The organism is Microbispora sp. H10885, assembly GCF_014161415.1.
Classification (GTDB): Bacteria; Actinomycetota; Actinomycetes; order Streptosporangiales; family Streptosporangiaceae; genus Microbispora; species Microbispora triticiradicis.
The window spans coordinates 494,903-512,375 of record NZ_JABBWY010000005.1; the positions used below are offsets into that span (position 1 = coordinate 494,903).

Annotated in this window: 15 protein-coding genes; 5 read left to right on the top strand and 10 right to left on the bottom strand. The window is 70.2% G+C overall.

Annotated elements, in window-relative coordinates:
• Positions 1-43: 43 nt before the first annotated feature.
• A complete protein-coding gene (locus HHX37_RS16415; RefSeq protein ID WP_182885928.1) occupies positions 44-1,282 on the bottom strand; it encodes a PAS domain-containing sensor histidine kinase in 1,239 nt (412 codons plus the stop codon).
• Positions 1,283-1,552: 270 nt separating this feature from the next.
• Here HHX37_RS16415 and HHX37_RS16420 point away from each other — a divergent pair, with 270 nt between their 5' ends.
• Entirely contained in the window at positions 1,553-2,158 is a 606-nt protein-coding gene (locus HHX37_RS16420; protein WP_182885929.1) for a hypothetical protein, read from the top strand.
• Positions 2,159-2,194: 36 nt separating this feature from the next.
• On the opposite strand, the gene HHX37_RS16425 is transcribed toward HHX37_RS16420, so the two are convergent.
• The 4 genes from HHX37_RS16425 to serA form a co-directional block, all read right to left on the bottom strand.
• Positions 2,195-3,286, bottom strand: a complete 1,092-nt coding sequence (locus tag HHX37_RS16425; RefSeq protein ID WP_182875370.1) for a branched-chain amino acid aminotransferase — start codon at positions 3,284-3,286, stop codon at positions 2,195-2,197.
• A gap of 142 nt (positions 3,287-3,428) precedes the next feature.
• A complete protein-coding gene (locus HHX37_RS16430; RefSeq protein ID WP_182875369.1) occupies positions 3,429-4,475 on the bottom strand; it encodes a 3-isopropylmalate dehydrogenase in 1,047 nt (348 codons plus the stop codon).
• A 90-nt stretch (positions 4,476-4,565) separates the two neighbouring features.
• Positions 4,566-4,691, bottom strand: a complete 126-nt coding sequence (locus HHX37_RS36740; protein ID WP_259402543.1) for a hypothetical protein — start codon at positions 4,689-4,691, stop codon at positions 4,566-4,568.
• A gap of 352 nt (positions 4,692-5,043) precedes the next feature.
• A complete protein-coding gene (gene serA, locus HHX37_RS16435) occupies positions 5,044-6,633 on the bottom strand; it encodes a phosphoglycerate dehydrogenase (protein WP_182881364.1) in 1,590 nt (529 codons plus the stop codon).
• A gap of 374 nt (positions 6,634-7,007) precedes the next feature.
• Here serA and HHX37_RS16440 point away from each other — a divergent pair, with 374 nt between their 5' ends.
• The 3 genes from HHX37_RS16440 (at position 7,008) to HHX37_RS16450 (ending at position 10,688) form a co-directional block, all read left to right on the top strand.
• Complete coding sequence (locus HHX37_RS16440) at positions 7,008-7,889, top strand: hypothetical protein (RefSeq protein ID WP_182885930.1); 882 nt, start codon at positions 7,008-7,010, stop codon at positions 7,887-7,889.
• A 79-nt stretch (positions 7,890-7,968) separates the two neighbouring features.
• On the top strand, positions 7,969-9,399 hold the full coding sequence (locus HHX37_RS16445) for an MFS transporter (RefSeq protein ID WP_182885931.1): 1,431 nt from the start codon (positions 7,969-7,971) through the stop codon (positions 9,397-9,399).
• A gap of 395 nt (positions 9,400-9,794) precedes the next feature.
• Positions 9,795-10,688 carry a CAP domain-containing protein gene (locus HHX37_RS16450; protein ID WP_208868241.1) on the top strand — a complete coding sequence of 298 codons (894 nt, stop codon included), beginning with the start codon at positions 9,795-9,797 and terminating at the stop codon, positions 10,686-10,688.
• Positions 10,689-10,775: 87 nt separating this feature from the next.
• On the opposite strand, the gene HHX37_RS16455 is transcribed toward HHX37_RS16450, so the two are convergent.
• A complete protein-coding gene (locus HHX37_RS16455; RefSeq protein ID WP_111698784.1) occupies positions 10,776-11,561 on the bottom strand; it encodes a hypothetical protein in 786 nt (261 codons plus the stop codon).
• Between the two features lie 414 nt (positions 11,562-11,975).
• Entirely contained in the window at positions 11,976-12,761 is a 786-nt protein-coding gene (locus tag HHX37_RS16460) for a hypothetical protein (protein WP_182885932.1), read from the bottom strand.
• Between the two features lie 232 nt (positions 12,762-12,993).
• On the opposite strand from HHX37_RS16460, the gene HHX37_RS16465 reads away from it, so the two are divergent.
• Positions 12,994-13,527: a DUF1707 and FHA domain-containing protein gene (locus tag HHX37_RS16465; protein WP_182885933.1), complete on the top strand. Its 534-nt coding sequence runs from the start codon at positions 12,994-12,996 to the stop codon at positions 13,525-13,527.
• Positions 13,528-13,749: 222 nt separating this feature from the next.
• Here the strand turns inward: HHX37_RS16465 and ilvC are convergent, their stop codons facing one another.
• The 3 genes from ilvC to HHX37_RS16480 all read right to left on the bottom strand — a co-directional run bounded on the left by ilvC (position 13,750) and on the right by HHX37_RS16480 (position 17,392).
• Complete coding sequence (ilvC, locus tag HHX37_RS16470) at positions 13,750-14,742, bottom strand: ketol-acid reductoisomerase (RefSeq protein ID WP_111698911.1); 993 nt, start codon at positions 14,740-14,742, stop codon at positions 13,750-13,752.
• A 60-nt stretch (positions 14,743-14,802) separates the two neighbouring features.
• Positions 14,803-15,327 (bottom strand): acetolactate synthase small subunit, encoded by a 525-nt coding sequence (gene ilvN, locus HHX37_RS16475; RefSeq protein WP_111698790.1) that lies wholly within the window; start codon positions 15,325-15,327, stop codon positions 14,803-14,805.
• Positions 15,328-15,448: 121 nt separating this feature from the next.
• Positions 15,449-17,392 carry an acetolactate synthase large subunit gene (locus HHX37_RS16480; RefSeq protein WP_310738144.1) on the bottom strand — a complete coding sequence of 648 codons (1,944 nt, stop codon included), beginning with the start codon at positions 17,390-17,392 and terminating at the stop codon, positions 15,449-15,451.
• Positions 17,393-17,473: the final 81 nt, after the last annotated feature.

Here is a 17,473-nt window from a genome sequence, read left to right on the forward strand (position 1 = left end):
ACCGCCCGCGGACCCCCTGGCGCTCCGCCTGACCGGCCCGCCTCTACGACGCGAGGGGCAGCCGCATGACGAGCCTGGCGCCGACGGGGCTGTCGGCGACGTACACGGTGCCGCCGTACTTCTCGGCGATCGACCGCGCGATGGTCAGGCCGAGCCCCGAGCCGCCGGGGTCCCGTTCCCTGGCGCCCTTCCCGCGGTACATGCGCTCGAAGATCCGCTCGCGGTCCGCCGGAGGGATTCCGGGACCGTCGTCGACGACCTCCAGGACCGCGTCGGGCGGATCGGCGCACACGAGGATCTCGATCTTCGTGCGGGCGTGCCGTTCGGCGTTGGCCATCAGGTTGCCCAGCAGGCGGGCCAGCCGGATCCGCGAGGCCCGCACCGGTACGTCAGGGGCGAGGCGGGTGTGGACGGCGACCGTGGCGGCCGGAGCGTGGCGGTCCAGCTCGTCGGCGACGAGTTCGGCGAGGTCGACCGTCTGGGCGGGAGGCTCGCCGGACTCGGCGTCCAGCCGCGCGAGGTCGAGCAGGTCGGCCACGATGTCGTTGAGCCGTTCGGCGTCGCACAGGGACTTCCGCAGAATCCGCTGCAGGTCGATGCCGGGTTCGGAAAGCGCGCACTCCAGCTCGATCATCAGGCCGGTGATGGGGTTGCGGAGGTCGTGCGAGGCTTCGAAGACCAGCCGCCGCTGCCGCTCGATCGCCTCGCGCAGCGCGGAGGTCGTTTCGCTCTGCTCCCTGTGCGCCTGCCTGAGTTCCTCGTTGAGCGCCTGCAACCCACGGGCGAAGGCGTCCACGTCCCTGGTCGGGGGACCGCCCTCGCCGGCCCTGCCCCCTTCGGCGTCCGCCGGCGGCTGCCGCCGAAGCGTCTCGACGAGATCGGTGACCTCCTCGGTGCTGAGGATGATCCACAGCACCTCGCCGTGCGGGCCGAGCACGGGTGTGTTGACCGTGCTCCAGTAGCGCTCCTCGAACACTCCCGGCCTGCCGGGCGCCTCGACGTCGTACCGCTGCAGTGGCATGAAGTCGCGCCGCCGCGTGGTGAGCACCTGCTCCAGCGAGGCGCGCAGGCTGTCCGCCCCCTGCGCCCCGGCGTCCGGGGGCGCCCCGGGGTTGGGTGGGAAGGCCGCGAACAGAGGCCTGCCCAGCAGGTCCTCCTCCGTACGGCCGAGCACCTTCAGGTACGCGTCGTTGGCGGCGCTGATGACGAGATCGGGACTGAGGATCAGCCAGGGGGCCTGGCCCGCCCTGAACACCGCCTCGTAGTCGATCGTCGGCTTCATCACCGCGGCGCCCTTCCTCCCGCCTCCCCTTTCCAGAGTAGGCGAACGCCCAGGTCACCCCTGCTGTGGCAACCCTCGGCGCGCGGCCGTACGCGCCAGGGCAATGGCGGAGTAATAACCCGCCATGAAGGCGCCGGACTCATGATCGGCGTTCCTTCGGCGAGTACGCTCGCGAAGCGGTTCTTGTTCGCGGGCCGACCACCCGGCTCGTTCGCGGGAGAACGTCATGCCCGGAAAGCGTGACGCACAGGAAGAAGCAGGGGGCGACGAATGACTCACCGGCGCGGCGGGGCTTTTCTCACAGGCAGGGTCGCCGGTCTCCTCGTCGCCGGCGCCTCGGCCTCGGCCGCCTTCATCACCGGCGTCGCTCCGATGGGCGCCGCCGCCGACAACGGGCACGGCCGCGCCGAGCGGAACGTCGTCCGGGCCCCCGGTGGGGAGCAGCCGGGCAACGCCCAGGGGAACAGGTCGGTCACGGGCGGTTCCACCCGCAACCACGGCTACCAGCACACCTCGGCGAACACCTCCGGCGGCTCCTCGAACGTGCAGAACGCGCTGTGCCGGCGCGCCCGGGTCTGCAACATCACCCAGCACGTCACCGTCGCCGGCCCCCGCGTGACCGTGAGTGCCGCCCCCTCGCCGCGAGCGACGCCCGCGGCCAGACCGGCTCCGGTGCCCACGGTCACCGTCACGGTCACGATGACCCCGGCACCCGCGCCGGCGCCCCTTCCGACCTCTCCCACCGTTCCGGCGACGCCGGCGCCGTGCCCGGCCCCCCGGCCCCTGCTGGGTGACGACGGCAGGGGCGGAGCCGGCCTGCTCGGCGGGCTGCTGTCGCTGTCCCTCCTCGGAGGGGGCACGACCTGCCCCGGCTGAGTGTGAGTCCGGCGGCGCGGGCCGCCGCGACCCAGGTCAGCAGATCTTGTGCACCCAGTGGTGGGTGTCGGGGCGGGCGCCGTACTGGATGCCGACGAGTTCCTCGCGGATCCGCATCGTGACGGGGCCGGGGGTGCCGTCGCCCACGGTCCAGCTCCGGTCGGTGCCCTTCACCGAGCCGACGGGGGTCACGACCGCCGCGGTGCCGCAGGCGAAGACCTCGGTGAGCTCGCCCGACTCGCAGCCCGCCTGCCAGTCCTCGATCGAGATCTTGCCCTCCTCGACCGTGTAGCCCAGCTCGCCGGCGAGGCTCAGGATCGAGTCACGGGTGATGCCCGGCAGCAGGGTCCCGGTGAGCGACGGGGTGACGAGGCGGTCGCCGAAGACGAAGAACAGGTTCATCCCGCCCATCTCCTCGACCCACCGGTGCTCGAAGGCGTCGAGCCAGACCACCTGGTCGCAGCCCTCCTCGACGGCCTGCCGCTGGGCCACGAAGGCCGCCGCGTAGTTGCCGCCGCACTTGGCGAACCCGGTGCCGCCGGGCGCCGCCCGGGTGTACTCGGTGGACAGCCAGACCGACACCGGCTTCAGGCCGCCGGTGAAGTACGACGCGGCGGGCGAGGCGATGACCAGGAACTTGTACTTCTGCGAGGGGTGGTTCACCCCCAGCGCGGTCTGCGTGGCGATCATGAAGGGGCGTAGGTAGAGGCTGTGGCCCTCGGCCGTCGGCACCCAGTCGCGGTCGGTCTGGACGAGGAGTTCGAGCGACTCGACGAACGTCTCCTCCGGAAGCGCGGGCATCGCCATCCGGGCCGCGGACTGGTTGAACCTCGCCGCGTTCGCGTACGGCCGGAAGGCGACGATCGACCCGTTCGACTGCCGGTAGGCCTTGAGCCCCTCGAACAGCTCCTGGGCGTAGTGGAACACCGCGGTGGCGGGATCGAGCACCAGCGGGCCGTACGGCTGGAGCCTCGCGTCGTGCCAGCCCTCCCCTTCGGTGTAGTCGATGGAGACCATGTGGTCGGTGAAGACCTGGCCGAAGCCGGGGCTCGCCAGCATCCGCTCACGCTCGGCCGCACCGCGGGCCTGGGGGTTGTGCTGCACGTCGAACCTGAGATGGGTGGTCATGGCGAGGTCCTTCTCTCTTCGTCGTCGTAGTCATTGTGCGACGAGTCGGCTAAGGGAAAACTAGGGCATTCGACAGGTATGAAAAAGCGCATGGCGGCCCATACCGGGCCGCCATGCGCGTCGTCTGGATGAGCGGCCGGGATCAGCCGGCTACTCGGGCGGCGATGTCGTCGCCGATCTCACGGGTGGACCGGGCGGTCCAGGCGCTCTGGCGCTCCACCAGGTCGTCGGCCACGGCCTGCTCGACGCGGGCCGCGGTCCCGGCGTGGCCGAGATGGTCGAGGAGCATGGCGACCGACAGGATCGTGGCGGTCGGGTCGGCCTTGCCCTGGCCGGCGATGTCGGGGGCGCTGCCGTGGACGGGCTCGAACATGGACGGCGCCGTGCGGGCCGGGTTGACGTTTCCGCTGGCCGCGAGGCCGATGCCGCCCGCCACCGCCGCACCGATGTCGGTCAGGATGTCGCCGAACAGGTTGTCGGTGACGATGACGTCGAAGCGCTGCGGCTGGCTGACGAAGAACATCGAGGCCGCGTCGACGTGGCAGTAGTCGGTCTCGACCTCCGGGAACTCCAGGCTCAGCCGGTCGACGGTGCGGGCCCACAGGTCGCCCGCGTAGGTCAGCACGTTGGTCTTGTGCACGAGGGTCAGCTTGCGGCGCGGCCGGGCCAGCGCCTTCTCGAAGGCGTAGCGCACGACGCGCTCGACGCCGTAGGCCGTGTTCAGCGACTCCTGGGTGGCGATCTCATGCGGGGTGCCGCGGCGCATGACGCCGCCCGCCCCGGCGTACGGGCCCTCGGTGCCCTCCCGGACGACGACCATGTCGATGTCCTCGGGGCCCGCCTGCCCGAGCGGGGTCGCCACACCGGGGAACAGCTTGACCGGGCGGAGGTTCACGTAGTGGTCGAGCTCGAAGCGCAGGCGCAGCAGCAGTTCGCGCTCCAGGACGCCGGGCGGCACACTCGGGTCGCCCACCGCGCCCAGCAGGATCGCGTCGTAGCCGCGCAGCTCGTCGAGCACCTCGTCGGGAAGCGTCTCACCGGAGGCGTGGTAACGCCTGGCGCCGAGATCGTATTCGGTGGTCTCGGACTTGACGCCCGCGGCGTTGAGGACCTTGAGGCCTTCGGCGACGACCTCGGTGCCGATACCGTCACCGGGGATGACTGCCAGGCGGATGTTGCTCGACTCCATGCGTTCACCTTACCGGTTGTCTCGGAGACCGAAACACCGATCTCACCATTCGGTCCACTGCCGGGGTCGGCGCCGGGGTCAGCGCTGGGGTCAGCGCTGGGGCGCGCCCCCGTTGTCGCGGCGGTCCAGCGCGATCTGCAGGGCGGCGGCCGCCTCGTCCTCCGCCTCGTCGGCGCGGTTCGAGGGGGCGCGGTTCCAGGGATACATCTCGTACATGGCGAAATCCCACATTCGACCGAGGAGTGAATGTCCGTACGTCTGCGGTGCGTCTCCGCGCGTCGCGGATCCTGGTACCCGGGCCACCGGTGGACCGCGGGTCACGCGCCACAGGTGGGCCGAAGGCCGATGACGTCACGCTCCACGGCGGACCGGCCTGCCCTGATCAGGCTCCGTCGCGGCAGGTGCGAAGTGCGGGGCGTCATCTGAAACAGTACCCCAGAATCTCCTAGGACGACCTAGTATCTCGCATCGTGAGACACCGGTCCGCGAACGGGAGGAGAACAGAACGGCCCGGCGCGTGCGCGCCGGGCCGTTCTCGACGGTTCCGAATGACCGGACCTCCGGGGGATCAGTCCTCCAGGTCGACCGAGCGGCCGCTGTCGGCCCCGATCTCCCCGGCGATCTGCTCGACGACCTCGGACGGGATCGCGGTGTCGACGGTCAGCGCGATCAGCGCCTTGCCGCCCTTCACGTCACGGGAGACCTGCATCGAGGCGATGTTCACGCCGTGCTCGCCGAGCAGGCGGCCGACGGTGCCCACGATGCCGGGACGGTCGGCGTAGGTGAAGAACGCCAGGTGCTCGGTGGGCTCGATCTCCATCGCGTAGCCGTTGACCTCGACGATCTTGGTGATCTGCCGCGGGCCGGACAGCGTGCCGGAGACCGAGACCGTACGGCCGTCGGCGAGCACGCCGCGGACCGTGATGACGTTGCGCCAGTCGGGGCTCTCCGCGCTGGTGACCAGCTCGACGACCACCCCGCGGTCCTTGGCCAGCAGCGGCGCGTTGACGTAGGTCACCGCGTCCTCCACCACTCCGGAGAAGACGCCCTTGAGCGCGGCCAGCTCCAGCACCCGCACGTCCTGCGCGGAGATCTCGCCGCGCACCTCGATGTCCAGGCTGGTCGCGACCTCCCCGGCGAGCCCGGTGAAGATGCGCCCGAGCTTCTCGGTGAGCGGCAGGCCCGGCTTGACGTCCTCGGCCACCGCGCCGCCCTGGACGTTCACCGCGTCGGGCACGAACTCCCCGGCGAGCGCGAGCTTGACGCTGCGGGCGACCTGCGTGCCGGCCTTCTCCTGGGCCTCGTGGGTGGAGGCGCCGAGGTGCGGCGTGGCCACGACCTGGTCGAACTCGAACAGCGGGCTGTCGGTGCAGGGCTCCTTGGCGAAGACGTCGATGCCGGCGCCCGCGACGCGGCCCTCCTTCAGCGCGGAGTAGAGGGCGTTCTCGTCGATGATCCCGCCGCGGGCGACGTTGACCAGCCGGACGGTCGGCTTGACGATGTGCAGCTCGCGGTCGCCGATGAGACCGACGGTCTCCTTCGACTTGGGCAGGTGGACCGTGATGAAGTCGGCCTGCTGGAGGAGCTCGTCCAGCGACACCAGCCGCACGCCCATCTGGGCGGCGCGGGCCGGCTGGAGGTAGGGGTCGTAGGCGATCAGCTCCACGCCGAACGGCTGGAGCCGCTGCGCCACGAGCTGACCGATCTTGCCGAGGCCGAGGATGCCGACGACCTTCTCGTCCAGCTCGACACCGGTGTACTTCGAGCGCTTCCACTCGCCGCCCTTGAGCGCGGTGTGCGCCTGGGCGACGTTGCGGGCGCTGGCGAGGATCAGGGCGACCGTGTGCTCGGCGGCGCTGGTGATGTTGGAGGTGGGCGCGTTGACGACCATCACGCCGGCCTTGGTCGCGGCCTCGACGTCGACGTTGTCCAGGCCCACGCCCGCGCGGGCGACGACGCGCAGCTTGGGCGCGGCGGCGATGGCCTCCGCGTCCACCTGGGTGGCGCTGCGGACGATCAGGGCGTCCACGTCGGCGAGGGCGGGCAGCAGCTGCGACCGGTCGGCGCCGTCGGTCTGCCGGACCTCGAAATCCGCGCCGAGCACGGCGAGGCCCGCTTCGGAGAGCTCTTCTGCGACGAGTACGACGGGCTTGGTCACTGGATGAGTCCTTCGTGAGGTGCGACTGCCTGGACGACGCGAGTCTATCCGGGGCTTGTGAAAGTCCTCACGAGAGCCCGGCATACGAGACGGCGGCCAAGGTCACATAGGCGTCGCGGCGGCACGACGACCAGGTCTCAGATCGGCGCCCCCGGCGCGGCCGGGTCCGCCGGGCCCGCGCCGCGGCCGAGGGCCGCGGCGGAGGTGCCTCTGTGACGGAGGGGAGTCATGAGACTCCCTCATGTAAAGGCCCGATCGGTCGGTGTACCCCGCCTCGCGAGATCCCATCCGGACTGTCGCCATCTTGGTATTGATCGCACCTAATCTTGGGGATTAGCCTGTTTCGCCATGGTCCAGTCCCTATCGTGCTGGCTATGAGCATCGGGAACCCCTCCCTGGGCGACGTTCTCGCGCGGCATGGCAGCCCCCGGCAGCTCCTGGCGGCCCTCGCGGAGTGGGGCATCCTGGTGGCGGTCCGTCCCGACCGCTCCGTGGTGCTCGGCACGACGCAGAACGGCGAACGCGTTCTGCTCGGCTACACGTCCGAGGCGACGTACGCCCGGCACCGTGGCAGCCACTCCCTGTCGGCCTGCGACGCCGACACCGTCCTCGACATCCAGCGCGTCACCGGCGTGCGGGAGATCGTGATCGACGCGGCCGGTCCGGCCGCCGCCGCGGTGCCGATCGACGACCTGCGGCGTTACCTGGAGGCGACCCGCACCGGGCCCACGCCGGCCCTGTCGGCCCTGGGCTCGCCCGTCCCCACGGCGTACGCCACGGGGGCGATGGCGACCGTGAGCCGCGCGCAGGCCGCGCGGCCGGCCGCTCCGCCGCCCGCCCCGGCACCGGCCGCGCCCGCCGGGCTGCCGTCGCAGTGGATCCCGGCGCCCCGCCAGCACCTGTCGGGGGCGATGCAGGTCGTCGATCCCGGCTACCGCAGGACGAGCCACCCGATCCTGCCCGCGCTGCGGGTGGCGATCGCCGAGTTGCTGCGGGAGTATCCCCTCGTCCACCACGTGTGGATCTGCGAGGCGCGGACCGCCGCGGGCCTGTGGGGGATCATGCTGCACGTCAAGGTGCGCACCCCCGTCGCCGACGACATCGTGAAGGAACTGCACCGCCGCGTGCGGGCCCGGCTGCCGCAGCTCGCCGCGAGCGAGGCCCCGGTGCTCATGGCCCGCGTCGCCGACGCGCACACCGAGCGCCGCCTGATCGAGATCGGCGCGCACGTCGTCTGCCCCGACGTACGCGACTGAGCGAGCCCGGAGCCGGTAGCCGCCGAACCGTTGCCGGGGGGATCTTCCGGCGGAGCCCGCGCTCGGCTTGAATGACGCCATGGCTCCCACCGCGGCGACGCCCTCCCCCTCCGCAGTGTCCCTCGGTGTGCGCCTCGGGTACGCCGTCGGCTCGTTCTGCACGGCCAACTTCTCCACGATCCCCGGGCTGCTGCTGCTCTTCTACATGACGAACGTGCTGGCGGTGCCGGCCGCGCTCGCGGGCGTCGTGCTCTTCCTCCCCAAGGCGTGGGACCTGATCGCCAACACGCTGGTCGGCCGCTGGTCGGACCGCACGGTCTCGCGCTGGGGTCCCCGCCGTCCCTGGCTGCTCGCCGGGGCGGTCGTGCTGCCGGTGTCGTTCGCCCTGATGTTCGCCGGGCCGCCGCTGACCGGGGCGCCCGCCGCCGTCTACGTGGGCCTCACGTTCCTGGCCGCCGCGACCGGATACGCCCTGTACGAGGTGCCGTACAAGGCGATGCCGGCGGAGATGACCACGGACTACCACGAGCGGACCTCGCTGCTGCAGTGGCGCATGGTGCTCATCGCGATCTCGATCGCGATGAGCGGCATCCTCGCGCCCGCGATCGCCGGCGGGACGGCCGGGGGATACCGGACCATGGGCGTCGTCTTCGGCCTGGTCCTGCTCGCCTCGATGCTGGCCTCGTTCTTCGGCACCGCCCGCGCCCCCTTCACCGGGCAGCAGAAGTCCGAGGGGACGCTGCGGGAGCAACTCGCCGCGGCCCGCACGAGCAGGCCGTTCATGTGGCTTCTCGGGCTGAGCTCGGCGCAGACGCTCGGGGTGGGCGTGATGCTGGCCGGCTCGCCCTACTTCGCGGCCTACATCATCGGCGACCCGGACGCCACCACCACGCTCTTCGCGGCGCTCGTCGGCCCGATGCTGGTCACCATGCCGCTCTGGGTGTGGCTGGCCCGCAGACTCGACAAGCGCGGCGCGATGATCCTCTCCGGCACGATGTTCGCGGGCGGCGGGCTGCTGCTCCTCGCGACGCCTGCCCTCGGCGCCCTGTACGCGCACCTGTGCGTGATGGTCGTCGGCATCGGCTACGCCGGGCTGCAGCTGCTGCAGTACTCCATGCTCGCCGACGTGATCGCCCATGACGGCGTGGTGAGCGGCGAGCGCAGGGGCGGCGTCTTCACGGGCCTGTGGACGGCCGTGGAGAACGCGGTGGCGGCGCTGGGCGCGACCATCTACGGCTGGGTCTTGAGCGCCGGAGGCTTCCTGTCGTCCGATCCCGACCACCCGGTGACTCAGCCCGAGAGCGCCCACCTCGCCGTGATGATCGGCGTGACGGCGGTGCCCGCCCTGATCACGTTCGCGGGCGTGCTGATGACGTTCCGGTACGACCTGACCGCCGCCCGCCTGGCCGAGGCGATGGCGCACGCGCGCCCAGAACGGTCCGGCTCGGAGCGGTCCGGCTCAGAGTGGTCCGGCTCCGAGCGGTCCGGCTCCGAGCGGTCCGGCGCATAGCGGCCTGCCCCCTCCTTCCCCGGCGGGACCACACCTCTCCGGAGCGCCCAGCCGCACCGCTCTCCCGGCCGCACCGCTGAGCCGCACCGCTCCCCCGGCCGCGCCGCTCCTCTGGCCGCGCCGCTGAGCCGGAGCGCTTCCCCGGCCGCTCCGCACGCCGCTCTGAGACCCTCCGAGGCGCCCCCGGACGGTTGGCCGCGCCTTAAGGCGGCCCTCTCCTCGTAACACGACCGTGACCTGCGGGTTGTCCGCCGTCGCTTGAGGTGGGAGGGATAAGTGAAACTTAAGGGAAGGTAGATATTTAGGAGGTCGGGGGGATTTTTCCGGACATGTGAGGTCGGAGCGCACCATAATGACGACTTCCCCAGCGTCTAACCCCCACTGGAGGAATGATCGTGAACAGAGCGCTCGGAGCGGTCCTGTGCCTCGGGAGCGTCGCGGCCATCGGCTTGTCCGCCGGCCCCGCTCAGGCCGAGGTCCAGCACGCGGGCTGCCGGGTCGCCGCCGCGAAGCCGTACGTCACCGTGGACGGAAAGATCCGCGCGGCGGGCTCGCGGGCCGGTTGCGAGAACGGCGCCCGGTTCCGGGTCCGGATCCTGAAGAGCAGGCCGGGCCCCGACCGCGTGGTCAAGAGCGGCTCGAAGGCGGTCCGCAACGCACGCGTCACGGTGAACGTGACCTGCGTCAACGGCGTCTACTACAGCTTCGTCACCGACTACCGCGGCCACGTGTCGCGGTCGAAGCCGGTGCGGCTCGACTGCTCCTCCCCCACACCCGTGCCGAGTCCTTCGGCGACCACCCCCACACCCGGTCCCGTGACCCCCACCCCTGGGACCCCCGCCCCCAGCCCGTCGGCGAAGCCCACCGTCAGTCAGGCCCCCAGCGCCTCTCCGACGAGCGGCACGACGGTGGGCACCGCCGTCGAGAACGAGGTCGTCCGCCTCACCAACGTCGAGCGGGCCAAGGCGGGCTGCGGCCCGCTGAAGCACGACGCGCGGCTGCGCACCGCCGCGTACGGCCACTCGGCCGACATGTCCGCGCAGAAGTACTTCGACCACACGTCGAAGGACGGCCGGTCCTTCGCGGACCGCATCAAGGCCGCGGGCTACTCCTTCCGCGCCGCCGCCGAGAACATCGCCATGGGCTACCCCTCGGCCCAGGCGGTGGTGCAGGGCTGGATGAACAGCTCCGGACACCGGCAGAACATCCTCAACTGCACCTACACCGACATCGGCGTGGGATACGTCGCCTCCGGCAACTACTGGACGCAGGACTTCGGCCGGCAGTAACCCCCGCACAAAGTCCCGGCCCGCGGCGGTGCCGCGGGCCGGGATCGGTGCGAGTCGATCGGTGCGAGCCGATCAGTGCGGGTCAGGTCAGCCGGTGCACGACTGCCAGGTGGCCGGGTTGGCCGAGGTGTTGGTGTTCTGGAACTTGTAGTTCGGCGTGCTGTCGTTGAAGTTCCACTGGCTGCCGGTCATGTTGCTCCAGGTGCCGGACGTGGACTTCACCGTCTGCGCGACCATGACGGTCGGCTGGGTGCAGCTGATCTGCGGGATCGGGTACGACGGACCGGAGTCAGAGAAGTCCTCGATGTCGTGGGCGTACATCTCCACGGTCGTCCGGGTGTCGTCCGCCAGGAAGCGCCTGCCGTTGCCGTCCTTCAGGTCGACGTACAGGCAGAGCAGGGTGCCGTTCACGTTGGCCGAGTGGTTGGAGTCACACCACTCGTAGATGAAGGTGAGCTCCTGTCCGACGTTGAGGTTCGTCATGACGCCGGTGCAGGTGCCCCCGCTTCCCCAGAGGCTCGCGTTGCAGAGCGAGTTGTTCCCGGTCGTGCCGTTGTCGTCTCCGTAGTAGTAGACCGACCAGGAGCTGGGCCCGCGGTAGATGCCGGACTCCAGGTTGTAGTACCACTGCCCGATGGCACCCCAGGCGGTGCCGCCGTTGTTGAGGGCGGGGACCTTCCAGGTGACCGTCCAGCCACGGGTGTTGCCGATGGTGCCGTTGTACCCCGTGGTGAGCGCGTACACGCCTGCCGTCGTCACGCCCGACTTCGGGGGGTGCGGGACGGCGTTCGCCGGGGTCGTGCCGAACACCGCGACGCAAGCCACGATGAGAGCGGCGGCCAACCACCGGACACGGAGGAGGGAGCGGACCAACGGTCTCTCCTTAAGTAGGGAATGCCGACAAATTAAGTGTCAAAGACGATCTATTCGATCGGAATGCACATTCGGCACATGACAAAGATCTTGATGTTGGAGGTAACCGATCTTGTCAGATTCCCCGAGGGAGGCTTAAATGTGATCACGCACAGCGAGGGAACGGGTGCGCGACGGGGCCGGGAGCGGCAAAGTACGGCGGCCTGGCTGCGCCTGCGGCTCCCCCGCCAAGGACGGCCGGCCCTTCGCGGACCGCATCAAGGCCGCGGGCCACTCCTTCCGCGCCGCCACCGAGAACATCGCCATGGGCTACCCCTCGGCCCAGGCGGTGGTGCAGGGGTCCCGGCCCGCGGCGGTGCCGCAGGCCGGGATCGGTGCGAGTCGATCGGCGCGAGCCGATCAGTGGGGATCAGGTCAGCCGGTGCACGACTGCCAGGTGGCCGGGTTGGCCGCCGTGTTGGTGTTCTGGAACTTGTAGTTCGGCGTGCTGTCGTTGAAGTTCCACTGGCTGCCGGTCATGTTGCTCCAGGTGCCGGAGGTGGACTTCACCGTCTGCGCGACCATGACGGTCGGCTGGGTGCAGCTGATCTGCGGGATCGGGTACGACGGACCGGAGTCGGAGAAGTCCTCGATGTCGTGGGCGTACATCTCCACGGTCGAACGGCTGTCATCCGCCAGGAAGCGCCTGCCGTTGCCGTCCTTCAGGTCGACGTACAGGCAGATCAGGGCACCGTTCACGTTGGCCGAGTGGTTGGAGTCACACCACTCGTAGATGAAGACGAGCTCCTGCCCGGCGCTGAGGCCCGTCAGGGCGCCGGTGCAGGTGCCCCCGGTCCCCCAGAGGCTCGCGTTGCAGAGCGAGTTGTTCCCGGTCGCGCCGTTGTCGTCTCCGAAGTAGTAGACCGACCAGGCGCCGGGTGTGTGATAGATGCCGGACTCGAGGTTGTAGTACCACTGCCCGACGGCACCCCAGGCGGTGCTGCCGTTGCTGAGGGTGGGGATCTTCCAGGTGACCGTCCAGCCACGGGTGTTGCCGACCGTGCCGTTGTACCCCGTGGTGAGCGCGTACACGCCTGCCGTCGTCACTCCCGTCGGCGGGGGGTGCGGAACGGCGTTCGCCGGGGTCGTGCCGAACACCGCGACGCAGGCCACGATGAGAGCGGCGGCCAACCACCGGACACGGAGGAGGGAGCGGACCAACGGTCTCTCCTTAAGTAGGGAATACCGAAAGGTCAGTGTCAAAGACGATCCAGTTGTCGGGGTACACGTTCGGTACACGAAATGATGTTGAAGATGACCGATCTTGTCGGACCCGGAGAGGAGGCTCAGATGTGATCACGCACAGCGAGGGAACGGGTGCGCGACGACGCCGGGGGTGGCGGAATACGGCGTCTTCTGGACACCTCGGACCACTGCGGCGGATACTCCAGTCATGAGCTCTCCCCCGGTGCGCGCCTCCGACGGGGACCGCGAGCGTGCGCTGAGCGAACTCCGCGACCGGGCCGCCGAAGGACGCCTGTCCATGGAGACCTTCGTCGGCCGGGTCGACCTGGCGCTTCGGGCGCGCAGCCGCGGCGAGTTGGACGAACTGGTCGCCGATCTCCCGCAGCGCGGGCGCTGGCGCAGAAGGATCACCGAGGCGGTCGCCTCGGTGTCGGAGCTGAGCAACCGCATCGAGACCGCCTGGCGGCGCCCGCGGCTCCCCCGCCTCGCCCTGCCCGCGGACGGACGGGCCCGCTATCTGGTCGGCCGTGGATCCGCCTGCGACCTGGTCCTCGCGGACCTGACCGTCTCCCGGATGCACGCCGAACTGCGGCGGCAGGACGACTCCTGGCTGCTCGTCGACCTCGGCTCGATGAACGGCACCCGGCTGAACGGCTGGCGGCTGGTCGGCCCCGCCGCCGTCAGGGCCGGCGACGAGGTGGCCTTCGGCGACTGCGAGTTCCTGGTCACCATGCCGGCCTGACCAGCCGCGAGGGCGGATCTGATCAGGGCGCGGCGCCGCGCCCAAGGGGCCGGTGAACGCGGAGCCGGCGGACACGGGGCCGGTGTCGGGGCCGGCGGACGCTGGGGTGACGAACGCGGGGCCGGAAACGCGACGCGGCGCCGCTCCCCGCCGCACAGGCAGGGAACGGCGCCGCGGTCAGACGGGCCTCGGGTCGCGTGAGACGCTTCCCGGCTCGGAGGATCAGGCCTGCTCGCCCTTGAGCCAGCTCATCATCGGGCGGAGCTTGGCGCCGGTCTCCTCGATGGGGTGGGCGGCCAGCTCCTCGCGGTAGCGCTTGAAGTTGGTCTGACCGCCGTCGAACTCCTCGACCAGCTCGCGGGCGAAGCGGCCGTCCTGGACCTCGTCCAGGATGCGGCGCATCTCCTTCTTGGTCTCCTCGTTCACGACGCGCGGGCCACGGGTGTAGCCGCCGTACTCCGCGGTGTCGGACACCGACCAGTACATCTTGGAGACGCCGCCCTCGTACATAAGGTCGACGATCAGCTTCATTTCGTGGAGGCACTCGAAGTAGGCGACCTCCGGCTGGTAGCCGGCCTCGATCAGCGTCTCGAACCCGGCCTTGATCAGCTCGGAGACACCGCCGCACAGCACGGCCTGCTCGCCGAACAGGTCGGTCTCGGTCTCCTCGGTGAAGGTCGTCTTGAGCGCGCCGGCCCGGGTGCCGCCGATGCCCTTGGCGTACGACAGCACGAGCGGCCAGGCGCTGCCGGTGGCGTCGCGCTCGACGGCGACCAGGCAGGGCACCCCGCGGCCGGCGGCGTACTGACGGCGGACGAGGTGGCCGGGGCCCTTCGGCGCCACCATGGCGACGTCGACGCCCGACGGGGCCTCGATGAGGCCGTAGCGGATGTTGAGGCCGTGGCCGAAGAACAGCGCGTCGCCCTCGACGAGGTTCGGCGCGACGTGCTCGGCGTACAGGTGCCGCTGGATGTGGTCCGGCGCGAGGATCATCGTGAGGTCGGCCTCTTCGACGGCCTCGCCCGGCGACAGCACGCGCAGCCCGTCGGCCTCGGCCTTCTCCCGGCTCTTGGAGCCCTCGGGCAGACCGACCCGGACGTCGACGCCCGAGTCACGCAGGCTCAGCGCGTGCGCGTGGCCCTGGCTGCCGTAGCCCAGCACCGCGACGTGGCGGCCCTGGATGATCGACAGATCGGCGTCGTCGTCGTAGAAGATCTCAGTCACATGCTTGCCTTTCGAACAGTTCCCCTCGCGCCGTACGGTCCCACCGCGGCGCTATGCGCTGCGGTCGATCGCGCGGAGCGAGCGGTCGGTGATGGAACGGGCGCCGCGGCCGATGGCCACCATGCCCGACTGCACGAGCTCCTTGATGCCGTACGGCTCAAGGACCCGGACGAACGCGTCCAGCTTGTCGGTCGTCCCGGTGACCTCGATCGTGACCGCGTCCGGGGCCACGTCCACGCAGCGCGCCCGGAAGAGGTTCACGAGTTCGAGGACGTGGGACCGGCTCTCGGAGTCGGTCCTCACCTTGATCAACATCAGCTCGCGCTGCACCGACTGGCTGTTGTCGAGCTCGACGATCTTGATGACGTTGACCAGCTTGTTGAGCTGTTTGGTGACCTGCTCCAGCGGGAGTTCCTCGACGTTCACGACGATGGTCATCCGCGAGATGTCGTCGTGCTCGGTCGGCCCGACCGCCAGGGAGTCGATGTTGAAGCCGCGGCGGCTGAACAGCGCGGCGACCCGGGCCAGCACGCCCGGCTTGTTCTCCGTCAGGACGGACAGCGTGTGGCGGCTCATGCCATCTCCTCGCCTTCGGCTCGGAGCGGCATGCGCCAGGAGCCGCGTTCACTGATTCGCTCGCTGCGCTCGCTCATGCCAACTCCTCGTGCTGCGGGCCGGACTCGGGACGGGATCGCGCTCATTCTCCGCCCTCCCAGTTCGGCGCCATGTCGCGGGCGTACTTGATGTCGTCGTTGCTGGTGCCGGCCGCGACCATCGGCCAGACCATGGCGTCCTTGTGGACGACGAAGTCGATCACGACCGGCACGTCGTTGATCTCCATCGCCTTCGCGATCGTCGCGTCCACGTCCTCGGGACGCTCGCACCGCAGGCCGACACAACCGTACGCCTCGGCGAGCTTCACGAAGTCCGGAATCCGCTTGACCTGCTGCAGGTCGGTGTTGGAGTACCGCTCGTCGTAGAACAGCGTCTGCCACTGGCGGACCATGCCGAGGTTGCCGTTGTTGATCACGGCGACCTTGATCGGCACACCTTCGATGGCGCAGGTCGCCAGCTCCTGGTTGGTCATCTGGAAACAACCGTCGCCGTCGATCGCCCACACGACCTTGTCCGGGCAGCCCATCTTCGCGCCCATCGCGGCCGGGACCGAGAAGCCCATCGTGCCGGCGCCGCCGGAGTTGATGAACGTCCCCGGGTGCTCGTACTTGATGAACTGCGCGGTCCACATCTGGTGCTGGCCGACGCCCGCCGTGTAGATCGCCTCCGGGCCCACCAGCGCGCTCAGCCGCTCGATCACGTACTGCGGAGCCAGCGACCCGTCGGCGAACTCCTCGTACCCCAGCGGGTAGGTCTCCTTGTAGCCGTTGAGGACCCGCCACCAGTCGGTGTAGTCGCCCTTGCGCCCGTCGGCCTGCTCGGCCCGGACCGCGGTGATCAGGTCGCCGATCACCTCACGGCAGTCGCCCACGATCGGCACGTCGGCGTGGCGGTTCTTGGAGATCTCCGCCGGGTCGATGTCGGCGTGGATGACCTTGGCGTGCGGGGCGAAGCTGGCCAGCTGGCCGGTCACGCGGTCGTCGAACCGCGTGCCGAGCGCGATCAGCAGATCCGAGCGCTGGAGGGCGCCGACCGCCGAGACGCTGCCGTGCATGCCGGGCATGCCCATGTGCTGGGGGTGGCTGTCGGGGAAGGTGCCGCGCGCCATGAGGGTGGTGACCACCGGGATGCCGGTCAGCTCGGCCAGCTCCAGCAGTTCGGCCGAGGCCCGCGCCTTGTGCACGCCGCCGCCGACGTAGAGCACCGGCCGCTGCGCCTCGGTCATCAGCCGGGCGGCCTCGCGGATCTGCTTGGAGTGAGGCCGGGTCACCGGGCGGTAGCCGGGCAGCTGCATGACCGGGGGCCAGGAGAACGTGGTCGTCGCCGTCAGGGCGTCCTTGGCGATGTCCACCAGGACCGGCCCGGGGCGGCCGGTCGCGGCGATGTGGAACGCCTCGGCGATCGTCCGCGGGATGTCGTCGGCGTCGGTCACCAGGAAGTTGTGCTTGGTGATCGGCATGGTGATGCCGGAGATGTCCGCCTCCTGGAAGGCGTCGGTCCCGATGAGCGGGGTCGCGACCTGCCCCGTGATCGCCACGATCGGCACCGAGTCCATGTAGGCGTCCGCGATGGCGGTGACGAGGTTGGTCGCCCCCGGCCCGCTGGTGGCCATGCACACCCCGACCCTGCCGGTAGCCTGCGCGTAGCCCTCGGCCGCGTGGCCGGCGCCCTGCTCGTGCCGTACGAGCACGTGCCTGACCTTGGTCGAGTCATAGAGGGGATCGTAGGCGGGGAGAATGGCGCCGCCCGGGATCCCGAACACCGTCTCGACCCCGACGTGCTCCAGCGCCCGCACCAGGGCCTGTGCACCTGTCATCTTTTCGGTCATCGGCTCGTTCCTTGTGGCTGAGCTTGTGGTGGCTGTGCTGGTGGCTGGTCTTGTACCGGCATAAAAAATGCCCCGTTCCGCTGAGCGGAGCTGGGGCGCGCGCAGGACTGAGGACTTCGTCAGGCTGCGCGCCTGCGAAGTACTACGAGGATCCCACCGCGATGCATGGCTACACGATGTCCGATGGACCGCCCTCACGTCAAATCATCTGGGACGCCCATCTCATCAATCGAGACTGTGTTTCCCGCTTCACCCTCGGCGCGCTCACACCCGGCTGGT

Excerpts from the sequence above, each read along its gene's own strand:
- HHX37_RS16415 (WP_182885928.1), bottom strand. The coding sequence starts at position 1,282 with ATGAAGCCGACGATCGACTACGAGGCGGTGTTCAGGGCGGGCCAGGCC.
- HHX37_RS16420 (WP_182885929.1), top strand. The coding sequence starts at position 1,553 with ATGACTCACCGGCGCGGCGGGGCTTTTCTCACAGGCAGGGTCGCCGGT.
- HHX37_RS16425 (WP_182875370.1), bottom strand. The coding sequence starts at position 3,286 with ATGACCACCCATCTCAGGTTCGACGTGCAGCACAACCCCCAGGCCCGC.
- HHX37_RS16430 (WP_182875369.1), bottom strand. The coding sequence starts at position 4,475 with ATGGAGTCGAGCAACATCCGCCTGGCAGTCATCCCCGGTGACGGTATC.
- HHX37_RS36740 (WP_259402543.1), bottom strand. The coding sequence starts at position 4,691 with ATGTACGAGATGTATCCCTGGAACCGCGCCCCCTCGAACCGCGCCGAC.
- HHX37_RS16440 (WP_182885930.1), top strand. The coding sequence starts at position 7,008 with ATGAGCATCGGGAACCCCTCCCTGGGCGACGTTCTCGCGCGGCATGGC.
- HHX37_RS16445 (WP_182885931.1), top strand. The coding sequence starts at position 7,969 with ATGGCTCCCACCGCGGCGACGCCCTCCCCCTCCGCAGTGTCCCTCGGT.
- HHX37_RS16465 (WP_182885933.1), top strand. The coding sequence starts at position 12,994 with ATGAGCTCTCCCCCGGTGCGCGCCTCCGACGGGGACCGCGAGCGTGCG.
- ilvN (WP_111698790.1), bottom strand. The coding sequence starts at position 15,327 with ATGAGCCGCCACACGCTGTCCGTCCTGACGGAGAACAAGCCGGGCGTG.